The organism is Roseateles aquae, assembly GCF_032337115.1.
GTDB classification, from domain to species: domain Bacteria; phylum Pseudomonadota; class Gammaproteobacteria; order Burkholderiales; family Burkholderiaceae_C; genus Roseateles_C; species Roseateles_C aquae.
Genome location: NZ_JAVXZY010000001.1, coordinates 892217 through 912843, shown reverse-complemented (window position 1 = coordinate 912843; position 20627 = coordinate 892217). Strand labels below are relative to the sequence as shown.

Genomic DNA, 20627 nt, shown 5'->3' with positions numbered 1-20627 from the left:
TTAGCGATGGCTCGTCAGTGGCGGCTCGAACAACCGAGGCTTGCAGGGCAAGGGCCGGGCTTGTGGCGGCATCTTGGCGCTGCTGGGACGATGCTCTTGCTGGCGCTGCTCTGCCTGACACTGTTATGGTCAGCGCCGGCCCGTGCGGCCGGACGGGAGCCGGCCACGCCGCCGGCCTTGACGGCGTTGACGGCGTTGACGGCCGAGGAGCGTGCCTTTCTGGCCCAGCACCCGGTCATCCGCGCGCACAACGAGCAGGATTGGGCGCCGTTCAATTTCAATCGCAACGGCCAGCCGCAGGGGTACACCATCGATCTGCTGCGCCGACTGGAACCCAAGCTGGGCGTTCGCTTCGAATTCGTCAGCGGCCCGGACTGGGCCACCTTCATCGAGATGCTGAAGAAGCGCCAGATCGACCTGGTTGGCAATATGGTGCAGACGCCGGATCGCGAACATTTTGCGCTGTTCACTTCGCCGCTGATCAGCAGCCTGCCAGGCATTGCCAGCCGGCGCGAGCAACCGCTGCGCAATCTGGCCGAGCTGCAGGGCAAGACGGTGGCCGTGGTGCGCGGCTTCTGGCACCAGGAGGCGATCGAGAAGCACCACCCGGGACTCAAGTTGCTGCTGACCCGCGATACCCAGGAAGCGCTGAAGGCGGTCGCTTTCGGTCAGGCCGATGCGGCCATCGATGATGGCCCGGTCTTGAACTACCAGATCCTGGAGCGGGCGATTCCGCAGCTCATCGTCAGCGGCGAGGCCGAACTCAGCGGCGCGCGCGACAAGTACAACCGCATCGGCGTGCGCCAGGACTGGCCGCTATTGCGCAGTGCGCTGGACAAGGCGCTGGCCTCAATCAGCTACCAGGAGCAGGCCGAGCTGCGCCGCCGCTGGCTGAACGCCGAGCCGGGCCGGACGGCGGCCGTACAGCTCAGCGCGGCCGAGCAGATCTGGCTGCGCGCCCATCCCATCATCCACGCCAGCAACGAGACCGACTACCCGCCCTTTGACTTCGCCGTCAATGGCCGGCCGCAGGGCTTCAGCATTGATCTGCTGAACCTGCTGGCCGAGCGGCTGGGCGTGCAGGTCGACTACGTCAGCGGGCCGCCCTGGCATGAACTCGAGCAGCAGCATCGCGATGGCCGCATCGATCTGCTGCACAGCATCTACTACACCGAGGAGCGGGCCCGTACCGGCCATTACACCGAGCCCTATGCGCAGCTGCGGCCGGTCTTTGTGTCGCGCAAGGGTGAAGGCCGGATCAGCGGATTCGGGCAGCTCAAGGGGCGCACGGTGGCAGTGGGCCGGGGCTGGTCGCAGGACGGTTTTCTGCGCAGTCGCCACCCGGAGATCCTGCGTTTGGAGGTCGACAATATCGAGCAGATGCTGCAGGCCGTGGCCGATGGCAGGGCCGACGCGACCTTCGAGGCTGACGAGATCGTCCGCTACTGGTTGCGCAAGAAAGGCCTGAACGAGCTTCAAGTGGGTGCGCCGGCGCTGGAATTCGAGCGCGAGCGTGGCCTGGCCTATCACTTCTATGCCCGCCAGGAGTCGCCAGAGCTGGCCAGCATGCTGAACAAGGCACTGGCCACGCTGGCACCTGGTGAGATCCATCAGCTGCAGGCCAAGTGGTTCGGGCCCGAGGCCAGCATGCAGGCCATGGTGCCGCTGAGCAATGAGGAGCGCAGCTACCTGGCGCGCAAAGGCGTCATCAAGATGTGCGTCGAGCCCGACTGGCTGCCTTATGTGCGTATCAATGAGAAGCGCGAGATCGAGGGCATTGTTGCCGAGACGGTGGCGCTGATGCAGCAGCGCTTGGGCGTGCGCTTCGAGCTGCATCCGACCAAGACCTGGGCCGAATCGCTGGCGGCAATACGCAGCCGGGCCTGCGACATCCTGCCCATGGCCACCGACGTGCCGAGCCGGCACGACGCGATGAACTTCACGCGGCCAACCGATGTCGAACCGCTGGTCATCGCCACCCAGGCGCGCGAGCTCTTCATCAAGGATGCCTCGGAAATCGGCGAGCGCAAGATCGGCATCATCGGGGCCTACTCCTTCGCCGAGCAACTGCGCCAGCTCCATCCGCGGCTGCAGATCGTTGACGTTGCAAGCACCAAGGACGGGCTCGATCGGGTGCGCCGGGGTGAGCTCTGGGGCTATGTCGATGCCATGGCAGCCATCGGCTACCAATTGCAGAAGCACTCGATGCTGGATCTGAAGATTGCCGGCAAGCTCGAGGTCAATGTGCAGACGGCGGTGGCGGCGCGCAACGATGAGCCGCTGCTGGTGGGCATCATGCAGAAGACCGTCGACGCGATCAGCGCAGACGAGCGCCGTGCCATCGTCAACCGCTGGGTGTCGGTGCGCTTCGAGCAGGGCTTCGACTACTGGCTGCTGTGGAAGATCGTCGGCGGCGCGACGGCCTTTGTGCTGTTGATCATTGCCGTGATCGTGCCATGGAACCGCCGGCTGGCCAAGGTCAACCGCGAGCTGGACCAGGCGCAGACCGATCTGCGCCAGACCAGCAATGAGCTCGAGATTATTTTTCAGCACACCAGCGTCGGCATTGCCTACACGCGGGGGCGGCGGCTGCTGCGCGTCAACAAGGCGCTGGCCAATCTGCTCGGTCATCAGGTGGCGGAGATGGTCGGCAGCGACACGCGTCAGTTCTATGCCAGCCAGGCGGGCTTCGAGGCCGCCGAGCGGGGCTATGCACTGATGGCCGAGGGGCAGGTCTTTCGCGTCGAGCTGCTGCTGCGCCGGGCCGACGGAACAGAGCTGCTGTGCGAACTGAGTGGTGCCAAGGTCGACACCGGCGATCCCGCCAAGGGCGACATCTGGACGGTGCAGGACGTCACCGAGCTGCGTCGCGCCCAGGCGCAGCTGATCCAGGCCGAGAAGCTGGCCTCGCTGGGGCAGTTGGTGGCCAATGTGGCCCATGAGATCAACACGCCGATCGGCGCCATCAAGTCCAGCGGCGACACGATTCTGGGCGCCCTGAACGATACCCTGCGGCGTCTGCCCGCAGCCCTGCTGGCGCTGGATGAGGCCGGTCGCGAACGATTCATGCGTCTGGTGGACCCTGATGCGCTGGCCACGCCGATGCTGACCACCCGAGAGGAAAGGGCGCAGCGGCGCGAGGTGATGCGGGTCTTGAACGAGGCCGGGATCGCCAACGCCGCGGCGCTGGCCAGCCAGCTGGTGCAGCTGCAGGCGCATCGGCAACTGGACAACTGCCTGCCGCTGCTGCGCCATCCGCAGGGCCCCTACATCATCGAGACCGCTGTCGGTGTCGGCGCCCTCGTGCAAGGGGCCCACAACATCAATACGGCAGTGGAGCGGGTGTCCAAGATCGTCTTTGCGCTGAAGGCCTTCTCACGTCGCGACCCCAGCGGCACCATGGTCGAGGCGCAGCTGCACGAGGGCATGGACACGGTGCTGACGATGTACCAGAACCAGATCAAGCGGGGCACCGAGCTGCTGCGCCACTATGAGCCGATGGCGCCCCTGCTGTGCCTGCCCGACGAGCTCAACCAGGTCTGGACCAATCTGATCCACAACGCGCTGCAGGCCATGCATGAGCAGGGCACCTTGACGGTGGAGATCCGTCGCCAGGGCGATGAGGCGGTGGTCTCGGTGGCCGACACCGGCTGCGGCATCGCGCCCGAGTTGCGCGAACGGATCTTCGAACCTTTTTTCACCACCAAGCCGACCGGCGAGGGCAGCGGCCTGGGGCTGGACATCTGCAAGAAGATCGTCGAGAAGCACCAGGGCCGCATCGAGTTGCACAGCGAGCTGGGCAAGGGCAGCCGATTCGTGGTCTATCTGCCCTACCGGCAATTGCCAGGCTAAGTCCGCATCGAGCCGCTGCGCGCGGCCGTAAGCCGGATCGCGCCATCACGCGGCGCTGGACGCCCCGGCTCAGCCGCAGCTGCTGCTGCCGCAGGAGCTGATGCTGGCGCTCTCGGCGGCCAGCGGTTCGCGCAGCGTGCCGGTGGCGGGGTCGAAGCCGACCTGCTGCATATGGAACACCAGCGCTGCATCCATCATCTCGGCATGGGCCGGGAACCACTGGGCCAGTTCGCCGCCAATGATCTGCATCGGCTCGCTGTCCTTCAGCTCGACCGCGTAGCGCAGCACCTCGCGCAGGGTGTCCAGCACCATGCTGTGCTGCTTGCTGTGGCAGTTCTCGGGCGCAAAGCCGGTGGCCGCCATCCAGCGCTCCTCCATCGCGAAGTGTTCTTCGGTGTGCGCGATCAGCTCACGCAGGGCCGGCAGCGGATCGGCACCGCTGGCCAGGGTGTCGCGGAAGCGCTGCAGCAGTTCGACGAACTCCTGGTGGGTGCTGTCGATCTGCGGCTGATTCAGGGCGAGTTGATCGCTCCAGGCAAGACTGCTCATGGTGGCGCGGTGCTGATGGGTGGCAAAGGCGGCATTTTCGCTGCATCTGGCCTGGTCAGCTTGCCGATGCTCAAACAGAGGCCGCAATGACGTGCTTATTCGGCTTTGTCATATACGGGCGCTCACAAGAATCCGCTGCAAGCCCCGGCAGACAGGGGCCAGATCAGGCGCGGCGCTCGGCCAAGGGGCGTGGCACTGAATCTGCAGACCTGCGGCAGCGGCGACCAGCGGCAAGCCAGCAGGCACGATGAGGCGCCGCAGTGCGCACGGCCAGAAGTAGCGAAGTAAAGAGAGCCGCCCACGGGTAGGCATATCCACAGCACGCCGTCGCTGCGACGGCGTCGCGAAGCGCGAACGAGTCGAGGGAAATGATGAGATTCAATAGTGAGATGCGCCATCAGGTCGCAGCGCCAGCCATGGCCGGCCTGGAGCGTGAACAAGTTGGCTGGGGGGCGCGGCTGCTGATGCGCCTGAGCTTCAAGGCCAAGGCCTTGTGCATCAGCCTGGCATTCGGCGTGCCGCTGCTATGCCTGATGCTCTGCTTCATTGCCGATGCCCAGAAGCAGCTGGACGGCTTGAGACTGGAGCGCTCGGGTGTGCAGCTGCTACGGGCCTTGGGCGAGGTGCAGCAGGGGCTGCTGCTGACCCGCAATGCCACGCGGGCACGGCTCGGTGGCCTGGCCGTGGACGGCGCCGCCGGCCAACATCAGCTGGAGCAGGGCTTGAAGCAGCTGGCGCAGGCCATCGATGCCGCGCCAGCGGCGTTGCGCCTGGGTCCGGCGCATGCGCAGCTTGTTCAAGTCTGGCAGCAGGCGGCACGTACGCCTGGCGGGGTCGATGAACAGGGCCGTACCGTCTATGGCCCGGTCACGGCGGCGCTGAAGGAGTTGCTGCAAACCCTGGGTGACAACAGCAGCCTGGTGCTGGACCCGGAGCTGGACAGCTTCTACCTGGTCAACGCCTTGGTGTTGACGCTGCCGGCGCTGGAGGAGGATGTTGGTCAGCTGTGGGGCTGGTCCAGCTATGCCCAGGCACGCGGTGGCTTGCCGGACGCTGAATTGAAGCGCTATCAACTCTGGCACCATGGCGCCGTCAATGGCCTGTCGGCCATGCGCGGACATGTGTCGCGGGCCCAGGGGGCGCGGCCCGCCTTGCACCAGCGACTGCCGCTGCAGGGCCTGGACGGCCTGCAGCACTACCTGGCTGCTGTGGCCCAGCCCACAGAGGCGAGCGCTACCAATGCAGCCGAGCGCTTTGCCCAGGGCGAGCAGGCGCTGCGCGGGCTGCAGGCCTTTGGCCGCCAGGGCCTGGACGCGCTGGACGGCTTGCTGCAGGAGCGCGAGGCCGAGCTGCTGTGGCGGCGCCAGCTGGTGCTCGGGCTGACCCTGGTCTGCCTGGCTTTGGCCGCCTACCTCTTCCGTGCCTTCTTCATCGCCATGCACAGCGGATTTGCGCGGATGCGGCGGCAGATGGATGCAATGCGCAATGGCGACCTCAGCCAACAGCCGGCCAACCCGGGACGTGATGAGGTCACCGCCTTGATGCAGACGCTGGCCGAGCTGCAGCTGGCCTGGCAGGGCATCGTGGCGCGGGTGCGCGACAGTTCGCAGGCCATCGTCAGCGCCAGCGGCGAGATGAGCGCCGGGGCCGAGGACCTTTCCAGCCGCACCGAGCGCAGCGCGGCCAGCCTGCAGCAGTCAGCCGCCGCGATGGAGCAGATCTCGGCCACCGTGCGCCAAACTGCCGAGCATGCCGGCGAGGCCGAGCAGATGGCGGCCGGCACGGCCGGGCTGGCCCAACGAGGTAGCGCCCAGATCGAACTGGCCTTGCAGCGCATGGCCTCGATCGACCAGGCCGCCCGCGAGATTGCCGACATCACCGGCTTGATCGACAGCATCGCCTTCCAGACCAATATCCTCTCGCTCAATGCGGCGGTGGAAGCAGCGCGCGCCGGTGAACACGGCCGCGGCTTTGCGGTGGTGGCGGCCGAGGTGCGGGCGCTGGCGGCGCGGGCTGGTGAGGCCGCGCGGCAGATCAAGACGCTGACCAGCGCCAGCCTGGGTCAGGTCGAGCAGGGCCATCTGGCGGTGCGTGAGGCCGATCAGACGCTGCAGCAGCTGGCCGGCCGTGCGGGCCATGTGCAGGCCTTGCTCAGCGAAATCGCCGTCGGCGCCCGCCAGCAGAGCGAGGGGGTGGTGCAGGTGGGCGGCAATGTGCAGGAACTGGACCGCTTGACCCAGCAGAACGCCGCCTTGGTTGAGCAGGCCGCTGCCGCCACCGCGGCGCTGCGCCATGAGGCGCTGGCGCTGTCTGACGGGGTGATGCGCTTCAGGCTGCCTTGATACAGGCGTGCGCCGCTGCCCCTGGCGCTATTGGGTGCTGGCTCGGGGGCTGGCGGGGCGGCTGGCCCAGGACTGCACGGATACACCGAAGTCCATGCGCAGGCCGCGGCCCATCGCATCGATGTTCAGCTGGCCACTGATCTGGCTGGGCAGGCTGCGGCCCAGTTCGTCGGTCTGGTAGTCGGTGGCGATCTGCAGGTTCAGCACGAAGACGAAACGGCCGCGTACCTCGATGCGCTCGGGCCGGCCGCTGAGCGGGTCGACCCAGGCCTGCAGCTGGCTGGCGCGGCCCAGGCCTTTGTCCTCGGCCTCGAAGCGGGTCAGCAGCTTGCTGCCGAAAGCCTGCTCGTCGCTGCGGCGCACCGGTGTGTCGGGGCGCAGCCATTCGGTCGAGGCCTTGCGGCCGCTGTTGAGCTGGTCCAGCTGTTCGGCCTGGCGGGCGCGGGCGTCATTCGTTTCCAGCGGCGGCTCGGCAGCAGTCACCACGTAGACCGGTTTGTCGCCATCCCAACGGTCCAGCCGGTAGCGTGTCACCGTGTGCTCGCTGCGGCTCTCGGGGCCGCTGCGCTGCACATCGAACCGGACCTCGGACTCATCGGCTGCCACGGTCTTGACGGCGTCCAGATGCGCCAGGAATTTCAGCCACAGCGGGTCGGGCTCGGCCTGCGCTGCCAGCGGCAGTGCCACCAACGCCAGCAGCAGGGCCCGACGGCCCGCGCTCGGGCACGACGAGATCCTGGGAGCGCGCATCAGGCCAGGCGTGCGCGATGGCGCGCGACCTGGGCCCGCACCTGGGCCGGCGCGGTGCCGCCCAGGATGTTGCGGGCATTCAGCGAGCCGCGCAGCGACAGGACCTCGAACACGTCCTCGGCGATGCGGGCATCGAACTGCTGCAGCTCGGCCAGCGGCAGTTGCGAGAGGTCCAGGCCGCGGGCGATCGAGGTCTTGACCGCGTGGGCGACGATCTCATGCGCATCACGGAAGGCCAGACCCTTCTTGACCAGGTAGTCGGCCAGATCGGTGGCGGTGGCATAACCCTTCAAGGCCGCGCGCTCCATGGCCTCGGGCTTGACGGTGATGCCGGCCGCCAGCTCGGCGAAGATGCGCAGCGTGTCCTTCAGCGTGTCGACGGTGTCGAACAGCGGCTCCTTGTCTTCCTGGTTGTCCTTGTTATAGGCCAGCGGCTGGCTCTTCATCAGCGTGATCAGGCCCATCAGATGGCCAACCACGCGGCCGGTCTTGCCGCGCGCCAGCTCGGGCACATCGGGGTTCTTTTTCTGCGGCATGATGGACGAGCCGGTGCAGAAGCGGTCGGCCAGATCGATGAAACCGAAGCTCTGGCTCATCCACAGGATCAGCTCTTCGGACAGGCGCGAGATGTGCACCATCACCAGCGCGGCGGCGGCGCTGAACTCGATGGCGAAGTCGCGGTCGGACACGGCGTCCAGGCTGTTCTGGCAGACGCCTTCCATGCCCAGCGTGCGGGCGACGCGCTCGCGGTCCAGCGGGTAGCTGGTGCCGGCCAGCGCGGCGGCGCCCAGCGGCAGGCGGTTGACGCGGCGGCGCGCATCGGCCAGGCGCTCGGCGTCGCGGGCGAACATCTCGACATAGGCGAGCAAATGGTGTCCAAACGCAACCGGTTGTGCCACCTGCAGATGGGTGAAGCCGGGCAGGATGACCTCGGCATTGCGCTCGGCCACCTCGACCAGGGCCAGCTGCAGCGCGTTCAGCAGCAGGCTGATTTCGTCGATCTCGCCGCGCAGCCACAGCCGCACGTCGGTGGCCACCTGGTCGTTGCGGCTGCGCCCGGTGTGCAGGCGTTTGCCGGCGATGCCGACCAGCTCGGTCAGCCGCGCCTCGATGTTGAGATGCACATCTTCCAGGTCCAGCTTCCATTCGAAGCCGCCGCTCTTGATCTCGTCGAGGATCTGCGCCATGCCACGCTGGATGGCGGCGTGGTCGTCGGCACTGAGGATGCCCTGCGCGGCCAGCATCTCGGCATGGGCCAGGCTGCCCTCGATGTCGGCGAAGGCCAGGCGCTTGTCGAAAAAGACGCTGGCGGTGTAGCGCTTGACCAGCTCGCTCATCGGTTCGGAGAACAGCGCGGACCAGGCTTGGGATTTGTTGGCGAGTTGGTTGTCAGACATGGGAGCTTGGCTGAGGGGCGAAGGGCAGGGCATGTAACAGCACGGGCCAGAAGCGGGCGCTGCGGCCGGTGCGCCCGCATGGGATGGGGCAGAATCGGCAGCGCTCGATTGTAGGGACAAGAACAATGACCAAGACCGCCGGCCCGGAGACGACCCGCAGCTCCACCGAATGGGCCGACAGTAGCAATCTGACCAGCATGCTGGGCCTGGCGCCGCCGGTGAGCGAAATCCAGGACGAGGTGCTGCCGCTGTTCGAGGCCGGGCGGGTGTTCAACGTCTGCCATGTCGGCCTGGTGTTGCGCGCGGTGCTGGGCGTGCAGGGGGCGTTGGCCTTGGGCCTGGCGCTGGGTGCGCGCGATGCGACACAGTGGTTGATCTGGATGAGCAGCGGCACCGTGGTCTCCTTGAGCGCGGTGCTCGGCTGGCTGCTCATTGTGTGCGCGCTGCGGCACTGGCTGGCTGGCCTGCGCGAGGCGTTGCAATGGACCACGCTGATGCTGCTCGGTGCGCTGGCCGCCTGGCTGGGCTGGCAGCTCTTGAACGTGGCCAGCGACGAGCCGACCACGGCCTTTCGCCTGCTGGCGCTGACGCTCTCGGGCGCCGCCGTGTCCGGGGTGCTGATGTACTGGCTGAAACTGCGCGAACGGGCACAGCGGCCGGCCGATGCGCTGGCCCGGCTGGTCGAGCTGCAGTCGCGCATCCGGCCGCATTTCCTGTTCAACACGCTGAACACGGCGATTGCGCTGGTGCGCGTTGACCCGCAGCGGGCCGAGAGTGTGCTGGAGGATCTGAGCGAGCTGTTCCGCGTGGCACTGGCCGAGACGCATGCGGTGGTCAGCCTTGACGAGGAGGTCGAGCTGGCGCGGCGCTATCTGGAGATCGAGCAGCTGCGCTTTGGCGAGCGACTGCGCATCCACTGGAAGCTGGACCCGCAAGCCGGCGCCACCCGCGTGCCGCCCCTGCTGCTGCAGCCCCTGGTCGAGAACGCGGTGCGCCATGGCGTTGAGCCCAATGATGGCGGTGGTGATCTGCAGGTCAGCACCAAGGTGCGCGGCGGCGAGGTCGAGATCCGTGTCATCAACACCATCAGCGGCGCACCCAGCCGGCCCGGCCATGGCCTGGCCTTGCGCAATGTGCGCGAGCGCCTGCGCCTGATGCATGATGTGGCGGCGCGTTTCGAAATCGATCGGCGCAGCGATCGCTTCAGTGTGCGCATCGTGCTGCCGCGTTGAGTTCCATCGCTTCCCACAGCCATGAATAACCCTCTGAAGATCCTGATTGTTGATGACGAACCGCTGGCCCGGCTGCGCCTGCGCAGCCTGCTGGAGGCCTGCAGCGAGCCCCGCACCGAGGTGGTGGCCGAGGCCGGCACCGCCTCGCAGGCCCAGCACTGGTTGCGCGACCATGGCTGCGACCTGATCCTGCTCGATGTGCAGATGCCCGGGCCCGATGGCCTGCAGCTGGCCGATGCGATACGCAGCCTGCCGGTCTGCCCGGCCGTGGTCTTCGTGACCGCCCATGCCGAGCATGCGGTGCAGGCCTTCGAGCTCGATGCGCTGGACTATCTGACCAAGCCGGTGCGCCGGGAGAGGTTGCAGCAGGCGCTGGCTAGGGTGGCGCAGCGCCTGGCGGAGCGCGCCGCGGCCCAGTCGGTGCGCCAGCAGGACGAGAGCGAGCAGGCGGTGATCACCATCAGCGACCGCGGCCGCCTGCTGCGCGTGCCGCTGGCCGAGGTGCTGTACTTCAAGGCCGAACTGAAATACCTGACCCTGCGCACCGCCGCGCAGAGCTATGTGATGGACGGCTCGCTGTCCGATCTGGAACAGCGCCTGGGCGAACGCTTCCTGCGCATCCACCGCAATGCCTTGGTGGCCAAGGCGGCGGTGCGCGAGCTGGAGCGCCATGCACCGAGCACCAATTTTGGCGAGCTCGATGGCGGCGAGGCCCCCAGCGAGGGCGGCGAGGGCTGGGCGGTGCGGGTGGCCAGTGTCAATGAATGGCTGGCGGTGTCGCGCCGCCAGGTGGCGGCCGTGCGCGAGGCACTGGCGCAGCAGCAGGCTTGAGCCAGGCGGGCGGCGGGTAGGCACCGCGCGGGCAAGCTGAGCTGGCGCGCGTCTGGTCAGCTTGCGCTCAGCTTCGATTGGCTAGGATGGCGCGCCGCCTCATGTGGCCGCCCGGTGCCGGGCCGGCCGCTGCGCTCCCTCAGCTTTGTGCCGACGCTGCCGCACCATGCAAGACAAACGCTTCTTTCCGCGCCAGGTCGTCGAGCCCGCCACCAACCGCTGGGATTGGGCCCTGCTGCCGCTGGTGCTGGCCGTGTTCAGCCTGCTGGCGCTGGCCGCCTCGCAGATGGCCCGGCCCTTTCATGTCGGCGAGCAGCTGCCGCTGAGCCTGGACCCGCTGGTGCTGCCCTACTACCTGCTGCGCACAACGCTGCGGATGTTTCTGGCCCTGGCCGCCTCGGTGCTGTTTGCCTGCGTGTTCGCCGCGCTGGCGGCCAAGTACCGCATTGCCGAACGCGTGCTGGTGCCGCTGCTCGACATCCTGCAGTCCATCCCCATCCTCGGCTTTCTGTCGATCACGGTGACCGGCTTCATCGCGCTGTTCCCGGGCAGCCTGCTGGGCGTGGAGTGCGCGGCCATCTTTGCCATCTTCACCTCGCAGGCCTGGAATATGGCCTTCAGCCTCTACCAGTCGCTGCGCACCGTGCCGACCGAACTGCAGGAAGCGGCGCGGGTGTTCCAGCTCTCGGGCTGGCAGCGCTTCTGGCGGCTGGAGCTGCCATTTGCGATGCCGGGCCTGCTGTGGAACATGATGATGAGCATGTCCGGCGGCTGGTTCTTCGTGGTTGCGTCCGAGGCGATCTCGGTGGCCAATCAGGACATCAAGCTGCCCGGCGTCGGCTCCTATATCGCGCTGGCCATCGAGGCCAAGGACCTGGGGGCGATTGGCTGGGCCATTCTCGGCATGCTGATCGGCATCCTGCTTTACGACCAGCTGTTCTTCCGCCCGCTGCTGGCCTGGGCCGACAAGTTTCGCTTCGAGGAAAGCGGCAGCGAAGATGCGCCGACGTCCTGGCTCTTGACCTGGCTGCGCCGCACCAAGCTGCTCAAGCGCCTGGGCGACTGGCCGGGCCGCTGGCTGACGGCCAGCTTCGCCACCTTCAGGCTGCGCCATGACGGCACCTCGATCCGCGCCCGGCAGCGCCCGCCCAACCCCCTGTGGGCGCGGGTCTGGGACGCCGTGCTGGCCGCGGTGGTGATGTTTGCGCTGTGGCGGCTGATCAGCTTCATTCACGCCGAGGTGGGCTGGAGCGAGGCCGCTCATGTGTTCAAGCTCGGCCTGTACACGCTGGCCCGTGTGCTGGTGCTGATTGCGGTGGCCTCGCTGATCTGGGTGCCGATTGGTGTGTGGATCGGTTTGAATCCGCGCATCGCCGGGCGGGTGCAGGCGCTGGCGCAGTTTCTGGCCGCCTTCCCGTCCAACCTTGTCTTCCCGGTGGCGGTGATGCTGATCGTGCACTGGAAGCTGAATCCGGACATCTGGCTGTCGCCGCTGATCATTCTGGGCACGCAGTGGTATCTGCTCTTCAATGTGGTGGCCGGCGCCTCGACGATTCCCTCCGAGCTGCGCTATGCCGCGCACAACCTCGGCCTGAAGGGCTGGCTGCTGTGGCGCCGCTACCTGCTGCCGGCGATCTTCCCGAGCTTTGTCACCGGCGCCATCACCGCCAGCGGCGGCTCCTGGAACGCCAGCATCGTGGCCGAGTATGTGAGCTGGGGCGACACCACGCTGCAGGCCCAGGGCCTGGGCAGCTATATCCAGCACATGACCGCCATCGGCGACTTCCCCCGCATCGCGCTGGGCATCGGCGTGATGTGTGTGTTCGTGATGGCCTTGAACCATTGGGTCTGGCGGCGCCTGTACCGCCTGGCCGAACAGCGTATGCATTTCTAGCCCACCCCCTACGCGCTTCGCGCGCCCCCTCAAGGGGGCACGCCCATTGGCCCGGCAGAGCCGGAGCCTCGGGCGTCGCTGGGGAAGACAGAGAACCGTATGAACCCATTGATTGAACTGAAGAACGTCGCCAAGAGCTTCAAATCCTCGGACGGCAGCTCGCGCTCGGTGCTGGAGCATGTGGATTTCACGCTCAAGGAAGGCGAGATCGTGGCGCTGCTGGGCCAGTCGGGCTCGGGCAAGTCCACGCTGCTGCGCATCATGGCGGGGCTGATTCCGGCCGATGGCGGCGATGTGCGTTACCGCGGCCAGCCGCTGTTCGGGCCGGCCCAGGGCATTGCGATGGTGTTCCAGTCCTTCGCGCTCTTTCCCTGGTTGACGGTGCAGCAGAACGTCGAGCTGGGCCTGGAGGCGCGCGGCGTGGCGCCGGCCGAGCGGGAACGCCGGGCCGAAGCGGCCATCGAGCTGATCGGCCTGGCCGGCTTCGAAGGCGCGCTGCCGCGTGAGCTGTCCGGCGGCATGCGCCAGCGTGTCGGCCTGGCCCGCGCGCTGGTCACCGAGCCGGCGGTGCTCTTGATGGACGAGGCCTTCTCCGCGCTGGATGTGCTGACCGGCGAGCGACTGCGCAACGAAATCCTCGAGCTCTGGCAGGGCGGCCAGATGCCGACCAAGGCGATGCTGGTGGTTTCGCACAACATCGAGGAAGCGGTGATGATGGCCGACCGGGTGCTGATCTTCTCCAGCAACCCCGGCCGTGTGCGCGCCGAGCTGCCGATCTCGCTGCCGCGGCCGCGCCATCCGGACAGCCCCGAAGTGCGCCTCCTGATCGACGAGGTCTACGGCCTGATGACGGCGGGCTCGGTGCCCAGCGGTCAGGCCGAGCCGGTGCGTGCCCACCTGTCCGACCGCCTGCCCGAGGCCGATGTGGGTCGGATGGAGAGCCTGCTGGAGCTGCTGGCCGACGAGCAGTTCAAGGGCCGCGCCGACCTGCCGCAGCTGGTCGAGGAAAGCGACCTCACCGACGAGGAACTGCTGCCGCTGGCCGATGCGCTGCACCGCCTGGGCCTGGCGCAGCTGGAGCGCGGCGATCTGCTGATCACGCCGCTGGGCCAGCGCTATGTCGAGGGCGAGCACGAGTTCCGCCGCGAGATCTTTGGCCAGCAGCTGCTGGCCCATGTGCCCATCGCCGCCTTCATCCGCCACAGCCTGGAGCAGGAAGTGCACGGCGAGCTGCGCGAGGAGCCGTTCCTGAAGCTGTTGCAGGAAAGCATGGACGCCCACGAGGCCGAGCGGGTGCTCAAGGTGGCCATCGAATGGGCGCGTTATGGCGAGGTCTTCGAGTACAACTACCACACAGGCATGATCCACCTGCCGGAGTCGGGCGAGGCATGAACGCGGGCCGGGTCCGGTGCGGACCCGGCGCTACCTCGGCCGCTGTGCTCAGTTGGCCGTCGCGCAGACCGCCCAGATGGTGATCGTCAAGGGCGCTGCGGTGCGGTTGGCAATGAACTGGCGCCAGAGGGTGTCCGAGGCCGGGAAGCTCTGGTGCACATTGACCAGGATCTGGTTGTTCACCGACGTGCCGTCGGGCTGCTTGAAACCGCCGGCCAGGACTTTGCGGCCATTGGGGCAGCCGATGTCCAGCTGGGCCAGGAAGCTGGCTGGCACGCTCACGTCGCTGCTGACGCGCAGATAGTTGGACAGTCCCGGCGGGCCCTGAATGCCCTGGACACCCTGCACCCCCTGCGGCCCTTGAGCACCGGTGGCACCTTGCGGGCCGGTTGCCCCCGTTGCACCCGTTGCGCCTGTCGCCCCGGTCAAGCCCTGCAGACCTTGCGGGCCGGGATCGCCCTTGGCGCCTTGCGGCCCGGGAGCGCCAGTGGCCCCGGTCGCGCCGGTGTCGCCCTTGGGGCCCTGGTCGGCCAGCGTCAGGTCCAGCCGGGCCACATGGGCGGTGGCGCTGTTCTCCTTGCTGTCCAGAAACACGACGGTGCCCGGGGCACTCAGCGACGGGGTGAGCGCGATGCCGAAGTTGCTGCCCGGATTGGCGATCCATTGGCGCACCAGATTGCTCAGGTCGACGCTGACGAATTGATTGGCCGCGCCGATGGGCACGCTGGGGCCGCTGCCGGCGCCGGCCGTGGCCGGTGCGCTGCCCGCGGTGACGCCGCCTTCGCTCCAGGCGCTGTTGAGTGCCTGCACCTCGATGGCGCCGGCCGTGCCGACGCGGTTCACATAGAGCAGCAGATTGGCCTTGACCAGCTTGCTGGCGCTCAGCCCGGCGGGCAGGCCGCTGAGGTCAAAGCGCAGCAGGCCGGTAGCGCCGCCGCCAACGTTGATGGTGGCGACGCTGCCGAAGTTGTTGGCCGGCAGGCTGGTGCTGATGTGCGCGTCAGCGGCCAGCGGTGCATCCAGCGCCAGGGCTGGGGTGCTGATCAGGGCGAGCAAGGCGGCGCCGATGGCGCTGTGCAACGAGGGTGATGGCTTCATGGCGGTCTCCTGCTTGCTCATTGCACGCTGACGCTGGTGGCCGAGGCGCAGATGGCCCAGGCCCGCACGGCGCGGCCGCTGCCGCTGGTGTTGGTCAGCAGGCAGTGGAAGGCGTTGGTCGGCGAACTCGGATGGGGGCCGGCGTAGTCGACCCGGATATCGGCCTGAGCGCTGTTGTTGTCGCGATGGCCGCAGCCGCCGCCGGTCAGGAAGGTGTTGGCGGGGCAGGAGGCATTCAGGCCGCCCCAGCTGTTGGCGCCCATATTGCTGTCGGCCTGCACATAGGTCAGCCGGACCGGGCCCGCCGGGCCCTGCGCGCCTTGCGGGCCAGTCGCACCAGTGGCACCAGTGGCACCAGTGGCGCCGGTCGCTCCGCGCGCTCCGGTCGCACCGGTGTCGCCCTTGGGGCCCGTATCACCCTTGGGCCCCTGGAGACCCTGCGGCCCCGGATCGCCCTTGGCGCCGGGCTGCCCGGGCAGGCCTTGCAAGCCTTGCGGCCCGGGGTCGCCCTTGGGGCCCTGCTCGGCCAGCGTCAGGTCCAGCTGCGGCAGATGCGAGGTGCTGGTGTTTTCCTTGCTGTCGATGAAGACCACCGTCGACGGCGCGCTGAGCGCCGGCGTGATGGCAAAGCCGAAGGCCGCGCCGGGATTGGCAATCCAGTCGCGCAGCTGACTGCTGACGTCGATGCTGATGAACTGATTGGCGGCGCTGACGCTGGCCACCGGGCCGCTGCCGGCGCCCGAGGTCGGCGGTGCCGCGCTGGCGCTGACGGCGGCTTCGCTCCAGGCGCCGTTGACTGTCTGCAGCTCGATCGCCCCGGCGCTGCCGACGCGATTGACATGCAGCTTCAGCGTCGCCTTCTGCAGCTGTGCCGGCTTGAGCCCGGCGGGCAGGGCGGAGAGATCGAAGCGCAGCAGCGCGGTCGCCCCGTTGCCGACGTTCAGATTGGGCAGGGCGCCGAAGTTGTTGGCGGGCAGCGCGCTGCTGATGTGGGCATCGGCGGCCAGCGGCAGGTCGAGGGCGAGGGCGGCCTGGCTCAGCAGGGCCAAGGCCAGGGCGAGGTGGTGCTTGTTCATGATGGGTCCTGTTTCAGTGCAAAGGGGGCGGCGGCTGGGGCAATGCTCACTGCTCGCGGCGGCGGCGCAGCAGGGCCAGCAGGCCGAGGCTGAGCAAGGCGGCGCTGGCCGGCTCGGGGATGGCTGCGGCCTGGATGTCCAGCGCGAAGGCGCCGCTGCGCTGGCTGCCGTCGACCATCACGAAATGCTGGCCTGCCTGGCCCAGGTAGAACTGGCCGGTGTAGTCGGGCACGCCGCTCTGGCTGTAGCCATCGCTGAGCAATTGGCCAAGCGGCTCATTGCCGTCCTGCGACAGCACCAGCGTGTAGTGGCCGGCCGTCAGGCTTACGCTCATCCGGGCGTCCCAGCAGAAACCGCTCTGCGGGTCGATCGCGCTGCCGGCACCACACACGGTGCTGCTGCCGCGCACCAGCTGCACCAGGCCCAGCTGGTCTTCGAACAGCGCCAGCACCGGGGCAAAGCCGCCGGCGGCGATGCTGCTGCCTGCGGCATTGCTGCCGCCGGCAAAGGAGTAGCTGATGGCGCTGAAGAGGTCGTCACCGGTCAGCGTGAAGCTGGTGGTGAAGAGCTCGTCGTCGGTCTGGAAGCTGCCGCTGTAGGAGCGGCTGTCGGCCTGCGCGCTGCCCAGCCCAAGGCTGAGCGCCAGCGCCGCAAGCATGGGCACGGTGGATGGATGCATGGACTTCTCCCTGGTTGATGCACAGTGGCCGCACCATGACGGCGGGGCCTCTGTAGATCTAAGGGCGAATCAGCCCCCGGAACTATCAAAACCTAGGGTTTGTCCGGAGTTCACCCAGGGTTTGGGTGCCAGTCGTGGCCGGCTCAGGCCGGGGCGGGCTTGAGCGCTTCGGTGGCGCGGCGCAGTGGGTGCCGGGGCGGCAGGCTGGCGGCGCGGCTCATCGCGTCCTGCCAGGTTCGTGCAGCGGCTGCGCCCTGGCCGGCCTGGCGCTGCGCGGTGGTGAGCAGCAGCTGCGTGCGCAGCAGCTCCAGGTGCTTGGGCGGCAGCTGGGCCTGTAGCGTGGGCAAGGCCATTTGCAGCCATTCGATGGCCTTGAGCGCGGCCGCCCGCTGCTGTGGCTGCTGCGGCGGCTGCAGCAGTTCCCGTGCGAGCATGCGCTGCAGCAGCGCCTGTCGCAAGGGCCGCAGCTGGGGCATCAGCGGCAGCAGCGTGTCGAGCTGCGCGCGGGCTTGGGCGGGCTGGCCGAGATTCAGCGAGAGCTCGGTCATCAGCAGGCGGCTGTCCACGCAGTCCTGGTGTTCGGGCTTGAGCCGCGCCAGCCGGCCCTGCAGCGCCGCCTGGGCCAGCGGCAGGGCGTCGGCAGCGCGGCCTTGGCGCAGCAGCCAGCGGGCCAGATTGTGCTGGGCCCGGGCGATTGACAGGTCGCCAGCGGGCAGCACCGCCTGGCGTATGGCCAGCGACTCCCGGTAGGCCGCCTCGGCCGCCGGATCGCCGAGGTCTTCCAGCGCGGTGGCGAGATTGTTCAGATCGACGGCAAAGGTGGCCGAGCGCCGGCCCTGCAGCGCCTCGACGATGCCCATCGCCTCGCGGTAGAGCGGCACGGCCTGCTCGGCCTGGCCGGCGTCCTGCAGCGCGCTGCCGAGTTCGTTCAGCGCCGTGGCATAGGGCGCGCTGTGCACGCCGAAGACCTGGCGGCGCCGTTGCAGCAGCTCACGCAGCAGGGCCTGGGCTTCATCGAGCCGGCGCAGCTGGGTCAGGGCAGCGGCCAGCTGCTGAACGCTGTTGAGCACCGTGGGGTGCTCCGGCGGGAAGAGCTGCTGCTTGATCGCCAGCGCCTCGCGCAGCCGCGCCTCGGCCTCTTCCCAGCGGGCCCGGTTGGCCGCCAGCATGCCAAGGTGATGCAGCGAGACGGCTACCAGCCGGTCCGGCCCCTGCTCGGCAGCACGTCGCGTCTGCAGCGCCTGCGAGAGCAGCGGTTCGGCCTCGTCGTGACGCCCCAGCCGTGCCAGCACATAGCCCAGCGTGTCGCGGGCATCGGCGAGCTCGAGTGCCGGGCTGCCCAGCCGTTCGCGCAGTGCCAGCGCCTGGCGGGCCGGCACCTCGGCCTCGGCATGGCGGCCGGTATTGCCCAAAGCCATCGCCAAACGGCTGAGCTGGGCGGCCTGCTCGTCGAGCCGGCCCTGGGCGCCGAGCTGTGCCGCCGCCTGCTGGTAGAGCTCGATGGCCGGGCGCGGCTGGCCCATGTTCTCGTAGGCGCGACCGAGCACGCTGCGCATCCGGGCCTGCAGCGCCGGCTGATTGCCCAGATCGCTCTGCACATGCTCGCGGCCCTTGTCGACCAGGGCCGCGGCGCTGAGATCGGGGCGGCCGGAGACGGCCGGATCGGCGCCCTCGAACATCGCAATCATCATCTCGCTGACCTGCTCGGCCGTAGCGGCCTCGGCGCGTGCTCGGCCTTCCGCCTGCAGCGCACGGTCGCGCTCCTGCACCAGGCGCAGCGTGAAGCCGCCCGCCATCAGCAGGCCCACCGCGGCCGCCAGCACCCAGGGCCAGCGGCGACGCAGCAATTTGCGGGTTAGGTAGGGCCAGCGGCGCGGCAGTGCCGTCAGCGGCAGATGTTGATGAAAGCGGCGCAGATCACTCTGCAGCGCGGCCACGCTCAGGTAGCGCAGCGCCGGTTCGCTGGCACTGGCCCGCGCGACGATGGCCTGCCATTCCTCGCGCCGTGCCGCCTGCCGGCCCAGCGGCTGGAGCAGATCGTCCAGCATGCGGCCCAGGCTGTAGATGTCGGAGCTGACCGTCGGCGGCAGGCCGGCCTGCTGCTCGGGGCTGGCATAGCGCGGCGTCAGGCCGCTGTGGCCGCTCTGCTCCTGGTCCTGCAGCCGGGCGATGCCAAAGTCCAGCAGCATGGCTCGGCCCTCGGCGGTGACCAGCACATTGCCGGGCTTGATATCGCAGTGGATGACCAGCTGGCGGTGCGCATAGGCCAGCGCCTCGCAGACCTGCGCAAACAGCGCCAGCCGGGCCTGCAGATCGAGCGACCTCTCCGCGCAGAAGCGATCGATGCGCTGGCCCTCGATGTACTCCATCACCAGATAGGGCCGGCCGCCGGGTGTGGTGCCGCCGTCGAGCAGCCGGGCGATATGCGGGTGGTTCAGCGAGGCGAGGATCTGCCGTTCGCGGGCCAGCTGCGCGCGCGCCTCGGCGCCGGACCAGCCCAGCAGCAGCTTGACGGCGGCGCGCTGCTGGTAGTGGCCATCGCTGCGCTCGGCCAGGAAGACCCGGCCCATGCCGCCGTGGCCGAGCTCGGACTGCAGCGTCCAGGCGCCGAGTCGGTCGCCCGGCTGCAGCTCGCTGCCAGCGCCTTGCAGCTGCTCGCTGGCATCGAGCAGCATGGCCTCGACCGGCGCGCTCAGCTGGCGCGTGGCGCCGTCCTGAGCCAGCAGGGCCAGCACGCGCTGGCTGATCTGCGCGTCGGCGCCCAGCTCGATCAGCCGGGCCCGCCGCGCCGCTTCGTCGGGCAGCTCGCAGACCTCGCCGAACAGGGTCTTGACGCGGGCGTAGTCGGCATCGATATCGTCATCGGCCGCGGCCCTGTCGGTGCTCATGCTTCGAGTTCGCGGCCCAGCCGCTCGACCAGCCAGGCGCGGGCAAAGCGCAGCTCGCGGTCCACTGTGGGCACCGAGACGCCGAGCACGGTGGCGATGTCGTGGCGCTGCAGGCCGGCGAAGTAGGTCATGTCCAGGATCTGCATCGCGCGCGGATCGTGCTGGCCGAGGCGCTCGAGCAGCTTGTCCAAGGTCAGCAGATCGGCGGCCTGGGCCTCCTCGCCCAGCTCGGCCGAGGCCAGCGTCAGCTCGACCCGGTCGCCGCCATCGCGCTTGCCGGCCAGCCGGGCCCGGGCATGCTCGCGCAGCACGCTGCGCATGGTCAGCGAGACGGTGGCAAAGAAGTGGGCGCGGTTCTGCCAGTCGGCCGGGCTGTTCATCAGCCGCAGCATGGCCTCGTTGACCACATCGCCGCGGCTCAGCGAGGCGTCGTCATGACCGCGCAGCCGCGAGGCCGCCATGCGCAGGAACTCGGCATGCAGGGCCTGGACGATGCGGCCAAAGGCCTCGCTGCTGCCGCCTTGCCAGGCATGCAGCAGCTGGGTCATCGCGTCGAGCGTGGTGTCCGTGGCGGCAGGGGCGTCAGGCGGCGGCGTCATCGTGGGCAGGGCTGAACGGCAACGGCGTGCAGTGTATAGACGCCGATC

14 protein-coding genes are annotated in these 20627 nt (G+C 68.5%); 6 read left to right on the top strand and 8 right to left on the bottom strand.

Annotation, left to right across the window (positions count from 1 at the left end):
* The first annotated feature begins 90 nt into the window (after window positions 1-90).
* Complete coding sequence (locus RQP53_RS03990) at window positions 91-3852, top strand: transporter substrate-binding domain-containing protein (protein WP_315648772.1); 3762 nt, start codon at window positions 91-93, stop codon at window positions 3850-3852.
* Between the two features lie 69 nt (window positions 3853-3921).
* On the opposite strand, the gene RQP53_RS03985 is transcribed toward RQP53_RS03990, so the two are convergent.
* Window positions 3922-4401 carry a hemerythrin domain-containing protein gene (locus tag RQP53_RS03985; RefSeq protein ID WP_315648770.1) on the bottom strand — a complete coding sequence of 160 codons (480 nt, stop codon included), beginning with the start codon at window positions 4399-4401 and terminating at the stop codon, window positions 3922-3924.
* A 371-nt stretch (window positions 4402-4772) separates the two neighbouring features.
* Here RQP53_RS03985 and RQP53_RS03980 point away from each other — a divergent pair, with 371 nt between their 5' ends.
* The gene (locus RQP53_RS03980) at window positions 4773-6743 is read left to right on the top strand and encodes a methyl-accepting chemotaxis protein (RefSeq protein ID WP_315648769.1); all 1971 of its coding nucleotides are present in this window, start codon (window positions 4773-4775) and stop codon (window positions 6741-6743) included.
* 27 nt (window positions 6744-6770) lie between these two features.
* Here RQP53_RS03980 and RQP53_RS03975 read toward each other — a convergent pair whose 3' ends face one another.
* A complete protein-coding gene (locus RQP53_RS03975; protein WP_315648767.1) occupies window positions 6771-7493 on the bottom strand; it encodes a hypothetical protein in 723 nt (240 codons plus the stop codon).
* Window positions 7493-8890: an argininosuccinate lyase gene (gene argH, locus RQP53_RS03970; protein WP_315648765.1), complete on the bottom strand. Its 1398-nt coding sequence runs from the start codon at window positions 8888-8890 to the stop codon at window positions 7493-7495. Before argH ends, RQP53_RS03975 begins: the two co-directional genes overlap by 1 nt.
* A gap of 125 nt (window positions 8891-9015) precedes the next feature.
* Here argH and RQP53_RS03965 point away from each other — a divergent pair, with 125 nt between their 5' ends.
* The 4 genes from RQP53_RS03965 (at window position 9016) to RQP53_RS03950 (ending at window position 14239) form a co-directional block, all read left to right on the top strand.
* Window positions 9016-10122 carry a sensor histidine kinase gene (locus tag RQP53_RS03965; protein ID WP_315648764.1) on the top strand — a complete coding sequence of 369 codons (1107 nt, stop codon included), beginning with the start codon at window positions 9016-9018 and terminating at the stop codon, window positions 10120-10122.
* A gap of 21 nt (window positions 10123-10143) precedes the next feature.
* Window positions 10144-10953 (top strand): LytR/AlgR family response regulator transcription factor, encoded by an 810-nt coding sequence (locus RQP53_RS03960; protein ID WP_315648763.1) that lies wholly within the window; start codon window positions 10144-10146, stop codon window positions 10951-10953.
* Window positions 10954-11119: 166 nt separating this feature from the next.
* Window positions 11120-12847 (top strand): ABC transporter permease, encoded by a 1728-nt coding sequence (locus tag RQP53_RS03955; protein WP_315648762.1) that lies wholly within the window; start codon window positions 11120-11122, stop codon window positions 12845-12847.
* Window positions 12848-12946: 99 nt separating this feature from the next.
* Entirely contained in the window at window positions 12947-14239 is a 1293-nt protein-coding gene (locus RQP53_RS03950; protein WP_315648761.1) for an ABC transporter ATP-binding protein, read from the top strand.
* A gap of 48 nt (window positions 14240-14287) precedes the next feature.
* Here RQP53_RS03950 and RQP53_RS03945 read toward each other — a convergent pair whose 3' ends face one another.
* From RQP53_RS03945 to RQP53_RS03925, 5 genes are all read right to left on the bottom strand, one after another.
* Window positions 14288-15337: a DNRLRE domain-containing protein gene (locus tag RQP53_RS03945; RefSeq protein WP_315648759.1), complete on the bottom strand. Its 1050-nt coding sequence runs from the start codon at window positions 15335-15337 to the stop codon at window positions 14288-14290.
* A gap of 17 nt (window positions 15338-15354) precedes the next feature.
* Window positions 15355-16413 carry a DNRLRE domain-containing protein gene (locus RQP53_RS03940; RefSeq protein WP_315648757.1) on the bottom strand — a complete coding sequence of 353 codons (1059 nt, stop codon included), beginning with the start codon at window positions 16411-16413 and terminating at the stop codon, window positions 15355-15357.
* 46 nt (window positions 16414-16459) lie between these two features.
* The gene (locus RQP53_RS03935) at window positions 16460-17092 is read right to left on the bottom strand and encodes a DVUA0089 family protein (protein WP_315648755.1); all 633 of its coding nucleotides are present in this window, start codon (window positions 17090-17092) and stop codon (window positions 16460-16462) included.
* Window positions 17093-17235: 143 nt separating this feature from the next.
* Window positions 17236-19980: a serine/threonine-protein kinase gene (locus RQP53_RS03930; RefSeq protein ID WP_315648754.1), complete on the bottom strand. Its 2745-nt coding sequence runs from the start codon at window positions 19978-19980 to the stop codon at window positions 17236-17238.
* Window positions 19977-20579, bottom strand: coding sequence for an ECF-type sigma factor (locus RQP53_RS03925; protein WP_315648753.1), 603 nt, complete (start codon window positions 20577-20579; stop codon window positions 19977-19979). The genes RQP53_RS03930 and RQP53_RS03925 overlap by 4 nt, the downstream gene beginning before the upstream one ends.
* Window positions 20580-20627 lie beyond the last annotated feature (48 nt).

What these genes read in the sequence shown, in the direction of transcription:
- RQP53_RS03990 (WP_315648772.1), top strand. Translation starts at nt 91, where the DNA reads ATGCTCTTGCTGGCGCTGCTCTGCCTGACACTGTTATGGTCAGCGCCG.
- RQP53_RS03985 (WP_315648770.1), bottom strand. Translation starts at nt 4,401, where the DNA reads ATGAGCAGTCTTGCCTGGAGCGATCAACTCGCCCTGAATCAGCCGCAG.
- RQP53_RS03980 (WP_315648769.1), top strand. Translation starts at nt 4,773, where the DNA reads ATGAGATTCAATAGTGAGATGCGCCATCAGGTCGCAGCGCCAGCCATG.
- RQP53_RS03975 (WP_315648767.1), bottom strand. Translation starts at nt 7,493, where the DNA reads ATGCGCGCTCCCAGGATCTCGTCGTGCCCGAGCGCGGGCCGTCGGGCC.
- argH (WP_315648765.1), bottom strand. Translation starts at nt 8,890, where the DNA reads ATGTCTGACAACCAACTCGCCAACAAATCCCAAGCCTGGTCCGCGCTG.
- RQP53_RS03965 (WP_315648764.1), top strand. Translation starts at nt 9,016, where the DNA reads ATGACCAAGACCGCCGGCCCGGAGACGACCCGCAGCTCCACCGAATGG.
- RQP53_RS03960 (WP_315648763.1), top strand. Translation starts at nt 10,144, where the DNA reads ATGAATAACCCTCTGAAGATCCTGATTGTTGATGACGAACCGCTGGCC.
- RQP53_RS03955 (WP_315648762.1), top strand. Translation starts at nt 11,120, where the DNA reads ATGCAAGACAAACGCTTCTTTCCGCGCCAGGTCGTCGAGCCCGCCACC.
- RQP53_RS03950 (WP_315648761.1), top strand. Translation starts at nt 12,947, where the DNA reads ATGAACCCATTGATTGAACTGAAGAACGTCGCCAAGAGCTTCAAATCC.
- RQP53_RS03945 (WP_315648759.1), bottom strand. Translation starts at nt 15,337, where the DNA reads ATGAAGCCATCACCCTCGTTGCACAGCGCCATCGGCGCCGCCTTGCTC.
- RQP53_RS03940 (WP_315648757.1), bottom strand. Translation starts at nt 16,413, where the DNA reads ATGAACAAGCACCACCTCGCCCTGGCCTTGGCCCTGCTGAGCCAGGCC.
- RQP53_RS03935 (WP_315648755.1), bottom strand. Translation starts at nt 17,092, where the DNA reads ATGCATCCATCCACCGTGCCCATGCTTGCGGCGCTGGCGCTCAGCCTT.
- RQP53_RS03930 (WP_315648754.1), bottom strand. Translation starts at nt 19,980, where the DNA reads ATGAGCACCGACAGGGCCGCGGCCGATGACGATATCGATGCCGACTAC.
- RQP53_RS03925 (WP_315648753.1), bottom strand. Translation starts at nt 20,579, where the DNA reads ATGACGCCGCCGCCTGACGCCCCTGCCGCCACGGACACCACGCTCGAC.